Origin of the sequence: Pontibacter russatus (assembly GCF_009931655.1) — a bacterium.
Taxonomy (GTDB): domain Bacteria; phylum Bacteroidota; class Bacteroidia; order Cytophagales; family Hymenobacteraceae; genus Pontibacter; species Pontibacter russatus.
Window position 1 is genome coordinate 2,557,250 of sequence record NZ_CP047984.1, and the last position, 13,064, is coordinate 2,570,313.

The window sequence follows — 13,064 nt, forward strand, 5'->3', positions numbered from 1 at the left end:
ATTTATATGCTGCCGATCCGGCAAGAGATAATTATGCCAGAAACCTCCTTTCATATATAACCTTTTAAAACACAGCACTATACAACCGAAGCACATCACTTAAACCGCCACAAAGAAGGTTATGCTTGTGGAAACTTTCTACACGTTGTGGCAGCTGGCAACACAATGTGCAACGGGTGTAGCTGCACTACGCGGGCTCGCCTTTTCCATACAGCCCCTGCCCCCGCACCTGCTCCTGTTGCTGAAAAATTACCTATCTTTATACCATGAGCGAACCACGTAAAAAACTGTTCCTGCTGGATGCCCTGGCACTTATATACCGCGCGCACTTTGCCTTCAGCAAGAACCCGCGCATTAACTCCAAAGGCATGAACACAGGCGCCGCCCTTGGCTTCACCAATACGCTGGTGGAGGTGCTGCAAAAGGAGCGGCCCACCCATATAGGCGTGGCGTTCGACACGGCAGCAAAAACCTTCCGACACGACAACTTCGCCGACTACAAAGCCAACCGCCAGGCACAGCCCGAGGACATCTCCATCGCCATCCCCTACTGCAAGAAGATTGTGGAGGCCTTCAACATTCCGGTGCTGATCCTGGACGGCTATGAGGCCGACGATATCATTGGCACCATGGCGTGCAAGGCAGAGAAGGAGGGCTTCGATGTCTATATGATGACGCCCGACAAGGACTATTGCCAACTCGTGACGGAGCACGTTTTCCTGTATAAGCCTGCTTTTTTGGGCAACGCCGTGGAGGTGTGGGACGTGCAGAAAGTGCTGGACAAGTGGGAAATCGAACGTGTGGAGCAGGTAATCGATATACTGGGCCTGCAGGGCGACGCCGTGGACAACATCCCGGGCATACCGGGCATTGGCGAGAAAACAGCCAAGGCGCTGATACAGCGCTTTGGCTCCGTGGAGAATCTGATTGCCAACGCGGAGCAACTGAAGGGAAAGCAGAAAGAGAATGTGGTGAACTTCGCGGACCAGGGGATGATGTCGAAAGAACTGGCGACGATTCACTGCAACGTGCCGCTTGATTTCAGCGCGGAAGCCCTGCATTACGACGGCCCGAACGAAGAACGAATTGCCGAACTCTTCGCGGAGTTGGAGTTCCGGCAGCTGGCGCAGCGCGTGCTGGGGCAAAGCCTGGCCTCGGCTGTTTCGGCGCCGGCTGCAAAACCGGCACGCAAAGGCAAGGCCGCTGACCAGAGCCAGACCTCGCTGTTTGGCGCTGCCGCCGTCGCAGCTGTAGAGGAAACAGACATAGCGGCCTCCGGGGAGGCTCCGGCTGCCATGCAAACCATCAACTCCACCATCCACAGCTATCACCTCATCGACACACCGGAGCTGCGCCAGCGCCTTGTAAAGTACCTGCTGAAGCAGGACGAGATTTCCTTCGACACAGAGACCACCAGCATAGACGCCATCACCGCCCGGCTCGTGGGCATGTCGTTCTGCTACATCCCTGGTGAGGCGTATTATGTGCCTGTGCCCGCCGACGACCAGCAGGAGGCGAAGCGCATCGTGGCCGAGTTTAAGCCCGTGCTGGAGAACCCGAACATCGCCATGGTCGGCCAGAACATCAAGTACGACATCCTGGTGATGAAGAACTACGACGTGGAGGTGCAGGGGCCGATTTTCGACACCATGCTGGCGCATTACCTGCTGGAGCCCGAGATGCGCCACAACATGGATGTGCTGGCCGAAACGTACCTCAACTACTCCCCTGTGCCCATCACCGACCTGATCGGTCCGAAAGGAAAGAACCAGAAAACCATGGCCGACCTGGAGCCGGAGGAGGTAAAAGACTACGCCTGCGAAGACGCCGACGTGACGCTGCAGCTAAAGCAGTACTTTGAGCCGCTGCTGCAGGAGCAGGGCCTGATGAAGCTGTTCTGGGATGTGGAGACGCCGCTGGTGCAGGTCATCGCTGACATGGAGAAGGAGGGCATCAGCATCGACTCGGATGCGCTGGCTGATATATCTATTCAACTGGAATCTGAAATTATAGGGCTGGAGAAGCGCATATTTGATATAGCCGGCGAGCAGTTCAACATCGGCTCGCCGAAGCAGCTGGGTGAGATACTTTTTGACAAACTGGAACTGCACGGCAAAAGCAAGCTCAAGAAAACAAAGACCGGCCAGTACGCCACCGGCGAAGAGATCCTCTCAAAGATGGCCGCAGAGCACGAGATCGTGCGCCTCATACTGGAGCACCGCGAGCTGACGAAGCTCAAATCGACGTACGTGGATGCGCTGCCGCAACTCGTCTGCCACCTCGACGGCCGCGTGCACACCTCCTTTAACCAGGCCGTCACCGCCACCGGCCGCCTCAGTTCCACCAACCCGAACCTGCAGAACATCCCGATCCGGACGGAGCGCGGCCGCGAGATCCGCAAGGCCTTTGTGCCCCGCAACAACAAGCACCTGATCATCTCCGCCGACTACTCCCAGATTGAGCTGCGCATCATGGCCGATTTCAGCGGCGACCCGACCATGAAGGAAGCCTTCAAAAACGGCATCGACATTCACGCCTCCACGGCCAGCAAAGTGTTTCATGTGCCGCTGGAGCAGGTGGACAGCGAGATGCGGCGCAAGGCCAAGACGGTGAACTTCGGGATCATATATGGCATCTCCGCTTTCGGGCTGGCGGAGCGCCTGGCGATCCCGCGCCGCGAGGCCGCCGATATCATCGAAGCGTACTTCCAGGAGTTCCCGGCGGTGAAGGAGTATATGGACAGCACCATTGAGAAGGCACGGGAACTGGAGTATGCCGAGACGCTGCTGGGCCGCCGCCGCTACCTCCGCGACATCAACTCGCGCAACCAGACCATCCGCGCCTTTGCCGAGCGCAACGCCATCAATGCCCCCATCCAGGGAACCGCTGCTGACATCATCAAGATCGCGATGATCCATATACAGGATTACCTGAAGCAGGAGAAGCTGCAGACGCGCATGATCCTGCAGGTGCACGACGAACTGCTCTTTGATGCCCCGAAAGAGGAAGTGGAGGTCGTAACGCCGAAGATCGTGGAGCTGATGACGAACGCCCTGCCGCTGAGCGTGCCGATGGAAGTAGGCCTGGGCGTGGGCGAAAACTGGCTGGAGGCGCATTAATGACCTCGCGGTGTCCAAAGGTCCCGCGAGCGTCTAACCCGCACCAGACGCTCGCAGGAGCTGCGCACGCTGCGAGGTCTCTTCAGTAAGCCACCCCATATATAAAAAAGCACCTCATGCGGAGGTGCTTTTTTATATATGGCTCTATGCTTATTAGAATGATTACGGGAAAAGCACCGCGCGGTACTGCGTCACATCCACTGTCGGGATTTTAGCGTTGTACTTGCTGTTGATGGCCTTGATCATTTCATTCGCGATGATGGCGTAGCCTCTCGGCGTGGGGTGGACGCCGTCCAGGGAGAACAGGTTGCCGGATATATAAGCCGGAGAATAAGCGACGCCATTTTCCGAAAATCCTCCCTGAATAGCAGTAAAGAACTGATTGGCATCAAAAATTGCCAGTCCTCTGTTCTCAGCCTGCGCTCTGATAATGCTGTTGAAAGCCTCTGTGGCAGCTTTTATATTGGATATTTCTGCCATGTCGAGCAACAGCGCGCTTGGCCAGGGGTTGCCTCCCGAAAGACCGAACATTTGGGTCGTGTCAATCTGGTAGGCGGCCAACAGGCTTAGAAGTGTTCCCCGCACCACCAGCGCATCTTTGCTTGGGCTTACCTGTCGGGCCAGGTCTCTCCAGTACTTGCCGGTAGGCTGCGCCAGCAAAGGAGCGTAAGCAGAAGCCGTCAGAGGAATCAAAACGCCATTTTGGGGAGCATTGATCTGGCCTGCTGCCACTTGAATACGGTCTCTGCCCCCTCCTGTAAGGGCCACAAAACCCGGAATGCCGTTTGCATCCAGCGATTGCTTTAAGACTGGCCCTACTGTTGTGAAGAAAGGAACAGCCTCCACACCCGGTATAGTGCCTACGATGCCCTCCTGCCCGTCTGCAGTCAAGGTGTTAAGCATGGCAGCATAGTTTGCATCGAAGGTGTTTGTAGGTGTGATCGTCCGGAAATCGGAGTTTAACACACCGCCTGAAAACGCACCGCCGGAAGTTGCATAAAGCAGCACGTCGTTGTTTCCCAACCACATGCTAAAGAAGGTATGGTCAGTGGCGGCTACACGCTCCAGGTACGTTTGGTTGGGAGCAGTGTCAGGCGTGATTCGCTCATAGTACGGGTTCGCGCTACTGTAGCTTGTCGAGGTGATATCTGCCACCCGGATGTCAGGCACGCCCAGGTTTTGTATTGGTCCGGTGTACTTTGTGAGCAGGCCATTGGGCCTTGTCACGGCAAGCTGGTCTGTAACAGGCGCAGTGATGGGTGTGCCCTGCGCGCTGAAGCCTGTCAGCCGCAGATAACCGGAGCCATTCTTCTGCTCTTGCGTGAACAGCGGCTGCGTAAAATCGCCGCCGCCCACCAACTGCAGCTGTTCCGCCAGAATCGCCGGATAGGAATTCAACTGGCCATCGAGGTACAACCCATTGTCCTGGTAACCTGCTGTCAGGGAGTTGCCCACGGCAATGTAAGTAGAGAAATCAGCCGTTTCCCCAGCCGTTGGCGCCGGTGCGTCAATCTCCGGGTCGCAGCCAGCAAGCAGCACGCCAGCAAAAAGAGCCGCCAGCACACCTGGTTTATATAGATGTCTTTTCATGTTCGTGAGGAGAATTAAAAGGTGAAGTTCACAGCCAGGCCCGGTATATAGGCCACAGACTTGTAAGTGCCGGCAATGCCGCCGGAGGCCGCGCCGGTGTCAGTTCTCTCTTTTTTGTTGATGTACAGGAAAGACGCGTCGAGGCTGATGTTGTCGGTAACAGCATAGCCCACCCCAACAGACAGCCCGCGGGAATCAGCGTCCGGTGTCTCGGGCGTCAGGTAGCCATCCTGCACGGGCGTCTTGTCCAGGTAGGCTCCGGCCCGGAGCGCCAGGCCCTCGCTCACCCTGTACTCAGCGCCGACACGGTATATATAGGCATCCTCGTAGTTGCGGGCGTTCTCTGTAAAGTCTGCCCCGTTCACTGTTTTGGAGTAGTCGAAGCGCAGGCTCTCGTAGGCGCTCCAGCCCACCCGGCTAATGTCCACGGCCAGCGTCAGGGCCTCGGTGGGCATATAGCCGATTCCGAGGGAAAGCGTGGAAGGCAGAGGAAGCTCCGCGTCAAACTGCGTGCCCTCCGGGAAGCGCCCGCTGATAGACGGGGCAACGGTGAACGTGGCATCGCCGCCCTCCACTTTCATATCTACGCGCGAGCGGTAGCTTAGCCCCACCGAGAACTTTTCGGTAGGCTGAAAGAAAACACCCGCGTTGAAGCCGAGGCCGCTCGCGTTGCCGTCCAGTTCCGCCTTGCCATATTCGCCCTGCTGGTTTTGCACCGGAATGCTGCGCTGCAGGTTTACCCCGCCCACCGAATACACGAAGCCCACACCCACACCCAGCTTGTCCGTCAACTGGTAACTGAGCGTCGGCTGGATGAAAACGGCCGTCAGCGAGAGCTCGTTCAGTCCAAAACGGCCGCTCCACGCATCGCCCCACACCACCGAACTGCCAAAGGGGGTGTACACGCCCAAACCGGCCTTCAGTTTGTCGTTGATGCCATATACTGCATATAGCTGGAAGGGAGTTCCCACGGGGCTGTCCGTCAGGGCCTCCGCCCCGCCCGGCTCCGGGGCCCGGTACGCAATTTTGGAGACGATGCCGCTTACTCCAACCGTAACGCCGTTCTCGCGCAGGTAGCTCATAGCCCCGGGGTTAAAGAAGATGCTGGACGTGCCGGTATAAATGCCGGTGCCGGTGTGGCCCATGCCTATCTGGCGCTGGCTGGCGAGGTTCACCTGGAAGCCGCCGGCCATGGCCGAGGCCGAGAGTAACGTGCCTCCCAGTAGGGCTATAATTTTGTTTTTCATATATGCTGCTGTATAAAAGAGCGGTTAAAGTGTAAACAAATATATCATGAAAGGCGGGATGCACAAGGCCGGTTTATAAATAATTTTTAGTTCGGGCCCAAGAATGAAGAACCCCAACTGTACCACTTGAATTTAAGATCATCTGCCTGGCAACAGGCGAAACCGATGCCTGCGCCACATATGCCACACCTTATATATACCATATATAGCTATGCGGGCCAAAGGCAGCCGCAATACGGCGCCGCCGGACACGGTGTGGCGCGGCCTGTTAAAGTGTAACTATTTCATGGCAAAGGGGCTATCTTATTTCTCCCCCCTACGTTTACAAATCTTCGGAAACAGAAAGAGAATTTTATGTATGATGTGATAGTGATAGGAGGAGGGCCAGCCGGGCTGAACGCTGCCATGCTGCTGGGCCGCTCAAGGCGAAAGGTACTATTGTTCGATGGGGGCAAGCCCCGCAACCGCTGGTCCCGGAGCATGAACGGCTTCCTGACCAGCGACGGCATGAACCCGCGTGAGTTTATACAGCGGGGCCGCGCAGAGCTGGAAAAATACAGCGTTGAGATAAAGGATATAGAAGTAGCCTCTGCCACTTACAGCAAAGGCCAGTTTGTGGTGAACGACGCCGGGGGCACTGTGTACCGCTCGCGCAAGCTGCTGCTGGCCACCGGACTGAAGGACAACTGGCCGGAGGTGGAAGGTTTTGAGGAGTTCTACGGCAGGAGCGTACACCACTGCCCCTACTGCGACGGCTGGGAGAGCCGCGACAAGCCCATTGCGGTATATGGCAAAGACCGCAGCGGCATCGGGCAGGCGCTGGCCATGAAAAACTGGAGCGACGACGTGACGCTATTCACCGATGGCACCGACAAGTTGCAGCGCGCTGACCTGGAGCTGCTGGAGCTGAACGGGATAAAAGTAGTGAAAGGAAAAATTGACCGCCTGGAGGGAGAAGACGGCATGCTGCAGCACATTGCGCTGAAGAACGGCGAACGGGTTCCGCAACAGGTCCTGTTTTTCTCAGAGGGCGCCCGTCAGCAGTCTGATTTGGGCGAAATGCTGGGCTGTGAGTTCACCAGCAAGGGCGTTGTGAAAACCCGCCGGAAGCAGCAGTCCAATATTCCGGGTTTATATGTGGCCGGCGACGCGGCCCGCGACATGCAGATGGTGATAGTGGCCGCCGCAGAAGGGGCCAAGGCGGGCGTCGCCATCAACATGGATTTGCAGCAGGAAGACCGGAAGCGCGTGCCTGAGGCGGAGCGCCACATGTAGTGCTCGGTGTGCAAAGTTTATATATAACGGGGGCCAGCCGCTACCCGCCGGGCACTGCCTCGGGGGTGGCGCGCTCGCCCTGCGGCACCGCCTGAAACAGGTGCTCGCGCAGGCAGTAGCGGTAGCCGTGTACCAGCAGGTGCATCTTCAGGTTATCTACCGCGATCGGCTCGTTCTCTTCCACCGCGCGGGTATTCGAGAAACGGATATCGCCGCCATCGATGATGGTCACCACACCGGGCCCGAACACCTCCACCTGGTCACCTCCCTTGATAATGATGCCAGTCTCTTCGCTCAACCCGACACCGATATACTCCGGCTCGTGGGCCACCGCGTGCGCCAGCCTGCCAAAGCGGCCCCGCTCCGCAAAGTGCGTGTCTATATACACATGCCTGATAAAGGAGCAGCCCTCGGTGGTTTTCATCTCGCCTTTGATGAGCGAATAGTGCCCGTAGCCATCATATATCATCCGGTCAGACATGATGGCGGCGCCCGCGCTGGTGCCGGAGATAATGATGTCCTCCGCGCGGTAACGGTGGCGCATGATGTGGAGTAGTTGCGTGCCGTTCAGGAAGTTTGCCAGCCGCACCTGGTCTCCTCCGGTGAAGAAGATAACGCTGGCGCTGCCGATGCGCTGCAGGTTTTCGGGGGTGTCGGCGGGGTGGTTCTCATCTATCCGCATAAAGCGCACGTTGCTGCAGCCAAGTTCCTCAAAGGCTTCTTTGTAAGCATTGCCCGAGTTTATGGCATCCAAAGGCTGCGGCGTGGCCGTGGCAATCACTTCTATATGTGCCGTCCGTTCGCATATCTTGCTTCGGATAAGTTTAATCAGGCCTTCGTCATCCCCGCCGCCCAGTGCAATCAATTTTCCTTTCACCTGTTCCATAGTCACGTTCACATCCAAAGATGTACCTTATACTCGGTGTGGGTGTGCTTTGTTGAGGCAGGAATGGTGCAGATGAACCTATAGGGCCCGGTAATGGCTGATGCAGAGCAACTAAGGAAGCAACACCTGCCGGGGCTGGCGCTCTTCCCGATCCGGCACCGTGCCGTCTGGCAGTTGCCACGGCCGCTGCCGCTCAAAGGGCAGCATAAACAGGCGCTTCGGCGACTGCTCCTGCGGATCGCGGTAGGCGGGCACGCCAATCGTAATCTCATCCTGCGGCACGTTCAGGCGCAGCGACCGGTGCAGGCGGTCCCAGCACGAGAAGATGACGGAGAAGTTGCTGTTGGTTTCGCGGGCCACAATGGAGTGGTGGATGCCGTGCATGCGCGGCGTTACGATGAACTTGCAAAGCTGGCGCTCTGCGCGGTAAGGCAGCCGCAGGTTGGAGTGGTGAAAGGCGGCGGCGCCCTCAAAAATCACCTCGTAAAAAAGCACCAGCGGCGCAGGCACCCCAATTAAAGCGATGGCGGTGGCGCGGTAAGGCACCGAGGCGATGTTCTCGCCTATATGGAAGCGCCAGGCCGTGGAGAGGTCCAGGTCCAGGTCGGAGTGGTGTACGTTGTGGAAGCGCCAGAGCAGGTCGGACTTGTGCAGCAGCACGTGCCACAGGTAGTTGGTGTAGTCGAGCAGCAGGAACCCCGCCGCGTATCGGACCCACTTTGGCAACCCCAGCCAGCGCAGCAGCCCAAAGTTATATGCCTGCGCCCGTTGCGCGGCAGCGTACATGCCGGGCACCAGCAACAGCCGCAGGGCGGGCAGCGCCGCCGCCGCCACGCTCCCGTTTTCCAGCAGCCGCTCCATTTTGGGGCGCGTGCGCCGCCGCAGTTGCCGTTTCGCCTCCAGCACAAACAGCGCCGCAGCGGCCATGCCCAGCAGTGGCATGCCTATATTATCAAACTTAGGAAATATGATTTTCATGTTCTTCCATTATTCTTAAACCTGCCGCTTGGTTACAGCAAAAAGCGCCTGCTTTGGCCGATACGCGTCATTTCTGATGATCCGCCGGAGCAGCAGTATAAAGAAAAAATATTTTATGTTCGGTTGCGAACATAAAAGTGTTCGGCATCGGACACTCCCAATAGGCCTATTCTGATTAAAAACGTATATAATATATTGACAGACAACATTTTATATATTCTGGCATACTTCATGTAATTCTGTCAATCAGAAGTTAGAGAATAAATAGGACCCCAAGCAACCTTTTAACCAGCGGGACTATCTATTAAGCAGAACAGTGACTAAAAATAAAACAGAAACTTAAAATTTACTACCATGAAAATCGTAATCCTTCTTTTCGCTTTTGTATTCGGCTTTGGTGCCAACGTTAAAAAGTCAGCAGATGACATGAAAGAGATCTCGCAGAGAAACGAGGTCAGAAAGTACCATAGCTACCCGAACCTTCTGCCGGTGGTAGAAATTGTTGCCGAGCGCAGCTAAGCCTACCGTGCATCACCTGACATCAGTCACCCATTAGACGCAACAAAATACTACTATGAAAATCATCGTTCTTCTTTTCGCCATTGCTCTCGCGCTGGGAGCGACAATCAAAAAGTCTGCCGCAGACCTGCAGGAAATCAGCGTCAGGCAGGAACTGAACCTGTACAGGCACCAGGGCAACATGCTGCCGGTGGTGGAGGTGGTGGCACCGCGCAGCTAAGCTGCCTGCCGCCGCCCCGCCCGCACCCGCTTCCTTACGCTCACCTGTCTTTAGTACCATTACCGCCATTAGTGCATCTAAAACTATGAAAATTGTAATGCTGCTCCTCGCAGTTTTTGCATGCCTGTGCTTTGCCTGCAAAAAAACCCCCGACCAAAGCACCCTGGTGGCACAACGGCAGCAACTGCTGGCCACTGGTGCCCCGGTGCAGGAAACTCCTTCGCACCCCCTGGCTATGAACTCCATATAGCCTGGGGATGCCCAGGTCCCTCCCGGACAAGAGTTGCGCCAGTTGCGGTGGCGGCGACAGTAAAAAGGAAAAACGTCGGAAGCCAGGCAGAGGTTAGTCCCCGGCGCGTGTTTGCAAACACAGGATACATGCATCCTGCCACTCAAAATGAGTCCAATAAATAGCTGCGGGCCTCTACCCAAGCCTACCGGAACAAGCTATTTGTGCCATATACTATGAAAGCGGGCCGCGCAGCACGCTGTCAGGTTGCAAATCAGGAACCGGCCGCGTTAGGTTTTCTGCCACGTGCTACTTCTTCAGGAAAGCCCGGCAGCACCTGGCTTTCCTTTTTCATCTGCACTTTAAATACTGCCTTCCGGTTTAGTTCTCCTGCTTTTTGAAAATGTCCAGGACGCCGGGCTTGTCGTCACGCTTCCTGTTGTTTTTGTCGTTCTGCCGGCCGAAGGGCCACAGCCGCTTCTTCTCTTTTTTCTCCTTTACCAGCACATAGCGCACCGAAACGCCCGAAGAAAGCTGTATCCAGTCCTCGTGGTGGATGTGGAAGGCGGGCTTCACGTCGGCGGAGAGCAGGAAAGGCAGGCCGTTCACTTTGTATTCGATGCCGAGGATGACATCGCCCCCCGTGAAAACGCCGCTGTCCTTGAGGTTGCCGATGTGCGCGCCTGCGCCAAGGTAGTAGTTAAAGCGCTCGCCCAGCAGCGGGAAGTGCCACTCATACAGGCCGGTGGCGCTGTACTCGCGCGAGCCGACCGCCGCAATGGCCTCCAGGGTGCCTCTGTCGTGCAGTTTCTGCTGCAGGGTCACGCCAAAGCGGTCGCTCTCGAGGCGCACACCGGCCGCGGTTCTGTATTTCTGCGCCACACCTGCCACGCTTATGCCGCAGAGCAGGCCAACTAGCATCAATATCTTTTTTATCATAGGGGTCCGGATGTTCTAAGTTTGGGCAGCAGGTGCAAATATCTTACCTGAAACGCACATTTGCAGCCGCTTCATATAGAAGGAGAGGGAATTGCGGACGCAGGGTCGCCGCCTGAGTTTATATATGGCTGACACTCAAAAATTTAAATCTGCGCCTGTGCCGTATACGATTTTAGCATAACCGCGCCACGGAGGCCTTCCCTATATATCGCGGCGGTAGCCCCGGTTGGCTTTCTTCTGGGCCTGCCGCTTTTTGCTTTCCAGGCGCTGCCTCACGCTGGAGCGGGTGGGCCTGGTGGCGGTGCGCTTCTTCTGCCTCGTGAGGGCCTGGCGCAGCAGTTCATAAAACCGACTGATACACAGTTCTTTATTCCGAAGCTGCGTGCGTTCCGTCTGGCTCACCACCTGCAGGTAGCCCTCGTTGTTGATGCGGTTCGCAAGCTTTTCCTGCACCAGCGCCTTTTCCTCCTCCGTCAGCAGCTCCGACTGCTGCACCTGAAACCGCAACTCTACCTTGGTGGCCACTTTATTCACGTTCTGGCCGCCCGCGCCCCCGCTCCTCGAAGCCTGAAACTGCAGCTCGCTCTCAAAATCTCTTGCCTGTACGTCTGTCATATATCTTACAAGAATACTGAAAATACCCGGTTTTGATACGTTAGCATGAAGGTTGTGCCCCCAACTCAAGGGAAAATGCGGGAAAAGGTGATGCTATATATCATCCGGATATAGTACGGCAAACATCCCGCCGCAAAACATTGAAGCCTTTCAACTTGTATCCCGTTATATACATACGCCTGAATGATTTAGCCTATGAAATGGTCTCTTAACCTTGGTCGCGTGGCCGGTATAAAAATACTGGTACACTGGACGTTTGTGCTGCTGCTGGGCTGGGTGGCTTTCACGGAAATGCAGCGCGGCAGCGACCTGCAGACCACCCTGCTTGCCCTGGCCTTTATCCTGTTGGTTTTCTTATGCGTGGTGCTGCACGAGTTGGGGCACTCGCTAACGGCGCAGCGCTTCGGCATCAACACCAAAACCATCACGCTGCTGCCCATCGGCGGTGTGGCTAGCCTGGAGCGGATGCCCGAGAAGCCGAAGCAAGAGCTGCTGATAGCGGCTGCGGGCCCCGCCGTGAACGTAGTAATCGCGCTTATTCTCTGGCTGGTGCTGCCCTCGCTGCGCGATGTGCCTACCGAGGAGTTTTTCATGCGCATCACACCGGCCAACTTTTTTTACCTGCTGTTCTTCGTGAACATCGTGCTGGTGCTGTTCAATGCCATCCCCGCCTTCCCGATGGACGGCGGCCGGGTGCTGCGCGCGCTGCTGGCCTTTAAGCTCGGCCGCCCGAGGGCCACGCAAATCGCGGCTAACCTGGGGCAGTTGCTGGCCATAGGGTTTGTCTTCATCGGATTCTTCTACAACCCGTTTCTCATCCTGATCGGCGCTTTCGTGTACTTCGGGGCATATTCCGAGAACATCCTGGTACAGCACCTCGACTACCTGCGCGGCCACCGCGTGCGCGAGGGCATGATGACCAGTTTCGTGACGCTGCCCCCCACCGCCACCGTGCGCGAGGCGCTGGACAAGCTGCTGATGGGCTCGGAGCATGAGTTCATTGTGGAGCAGGACGGCGTGGTGACGGGCACCCTCACCCGCTCACAACTGATACAGGCCGTGAAAGCAGAGCAGATGCAGCTGCCTGTGGCGGAGATTATGTCGGCGGAGGTGCGGACGTTTGATGTGCAGGACAAGCTCTCCGATGCCTATACCGAGCTGCAGAAAACCCGCGTGCCCCTCTACCCCGTGCTGGAGAACGGCCGACTCGCCGGCGTCATCAACACCGACAACATCAACGAGTTCATCATGATTAAATCAGCACTCACGCATTAGGCCGTATATAAGCTCTTGTTCTTTCCATATACAGGCATCTCCTCGTGGGGCTACGCGAGCCGGTTTGTCAGATTCAGGATTTATAAGATTTGCAGGATGGACAGGATGAACTTTGATTGTCACATCAGCCTCCTGCGTTTCAACCCTCGGCTGTCGCGCGGACAGTTTGCGA

The 13,064-nt window shown here is 56.6% G+C and carries 12 protein-coding genes; 6 read left to right on the forward strand and 6 right to left on the reverse strand.

From position 1 onward, the window contains the following. Positions 1–266 precede the first annotated feature (266 nt). Complete coding sequence (gene polA, locus GSQ62_RS10270; protein ID WP_161889414.1) at positions 267–3,119, forward strand: DNA polymerase I; 2,853 nt, start codon at positions 267–269, stop codon at positions 3,117–3,119. 162 nt (positions 3,120–3,281) lie between these two features. Here polA and GSQ62_RS10275 read toward each other — a convergent pair whose 3' ends face one another. Both GSQ62_RS10275 and GSQ62_RS10280 read right to left on the reverse strand, forming a co-directional pair. Continuing rightward, positions 3,282–4,709 carry an SGNH/GDSL hydrolase family protein gene (locus GSQ62_RS10275; protein ID WP_161889415.1) on the reverse strand — a complete coding sequence of 476 codons (1,428 nt, stop codon included), beginning with the start codon at positions 4,707–4,709 and terminating at the stop codon, positions 3,282–3,284. A gap of 14 nt (positions 4,710–4,723) precedes the next feature. Beyond that, positions 4,724–5,956, reverse strand: coding sequence for an OmpP1/FadL family transporter (locus GSQ62_RS10280; RefSeq protein ID WP_161889416.1), 1,233 nt, complete (start codon positions 5,954–5,956; stop codon positions 4,724–4,726). A 354-nt stretch (positions 5,957–6,310) separates the two neighbouring features. Here GSQ62_RS10280 and GSQ62_RS10285 point away from each other — a divergent pair, with 354 nt between their 5' ends. Then, the gene (locus GSQ62_RS10285; protein ID WP_161889417.1) at positions 6,311–7,231 is read left to right on the forward strand and encodes an NAD(P)/FAD-dependent oxidoreductase; all 921 of its coding nucleotides are present in this window, start codon (positions 6,311–6,313) and stop codon (positions 7,229–7,231) included. 40 nt (positions 7,232–7,271) lie between these two features. Here GSQ62_RS10285 and GSQ62_RS10290 read toward each other — a convergent pair whose 3' ends face one another. Both GSQ62_RS10290 and GSQ62_RS10295 read right to left on the reverse strand, forming a co-directional pair. After that, entirely contained in the window at positions 7,272–8,117 is an 846-nt protein-coding gene (locus tag GSQ62_RS10290; protein ID WP_161889418.1) for a cyanophycinase, read from the reverse strand. Positions 8,118–8,228: 111 nt separating this feature from the next. Beyond that, positions 8,229–9,095, reverse strand: a complete 867-nt coding sequence (locus tag GSQ62_RS10295) for a sterol desaturase family protein (RefSeq protein ID WP_161889419.1) — start codon at positions 9,093–9,095, stop codon at positions 8,229–8,231. Positions 9,096–9,449: 354 nt separating this feature from the next. On the opposite strand from GSQ62_RS10295, the gene GSQ62_RS10300 reads away from it, so the two are divergent. From GSQ62_RS10300 to GSQ62_RS10310, 3 genes are all read left to right on the forward strand, one after another. Beyond that, positions 9,450–9,614 carry a hypothetical protein gene (locus GSQ62_RS10300; RefSeq protein ID WP_161889420.1) on the forward strand — a complete coding sequence of 55 codons (165 nt, stop codon included), beginning with the start codon at positions 9,450–9,452 and terminating at the stop codon, positions 9,612–9,614. 55 nt (positions 9,615–9,669) lie between these two features. Beyond that, positions 9,670–9,834 carry a hypothetical protein gene (locus GSQ62_RS10305; RefSeq protein ID WP_161889421.1) on the forward strand — a complete coding sequence of 55 codons (165 nt, stop codon included), beginning with the start codon at positions 9,670–9,672 and terminating at the stop codon, positions 9,832–9,834. 85 nt (positions 9,835–9,919) lie between these two features. Beyond that, entirely contained in the window at positions 9,920–10,084 is a 165-nt protein-coding gene (locus GSQ62_RS10310) for a hypothetical protein (protein WP_161889422.1), read from the forward strand. Between the two features lie 360 nt (positions 10,085–10,444). On the opposite strand, the gene GSQ62_RS10315 is transcribed toward GSQ62_RS10310, so the two are convergent. Continuing rightward, positions 10,445–11,002: a hypothetical protein gene (locus GSQ62_RS10315; protein ID WP_161889423.1), complete on the reverse strand. Its 558-nt coding sequence runs from the start codon at positions 11,000–11,002 to the stop codon at positions 10,445–10,447. Between the two features lie 201 nt (positions 11,003–11,203). Beyond that, positions 11,204–11,617 (reverse strand): alternative ribosome rescue aminoacyl-tRNA hydrolase ArfB, encoded by a 414-nt coding sequence (gene arfB, locus GSQ62_RS10320; protein WP_161889424.1) that lies wholly within the window; start codon positions 11,615–11,617, stop codon positions 11,204–11,206. A 195-nt stretch (positions 11,618–11,812) separates the two neighbouring features. Between arfB and GSQ62_RS10325 the strand changes: the two genes are divergently transcribed. Continuing rightward, the gene (locus GSQ62_RS10325) at positions 11,813–12,892 is read left to right on the forward strand and encodes a site-2 protease family protein (protein ID WP_161889425.1); all 1,080 of its coding nucleotides are present in this window, start codon (positions 11,813–11,815) and stop codon (positions 12,890–12,892) included. Positions 12,893–13,064: the final 172 nt, after the last annotated feature.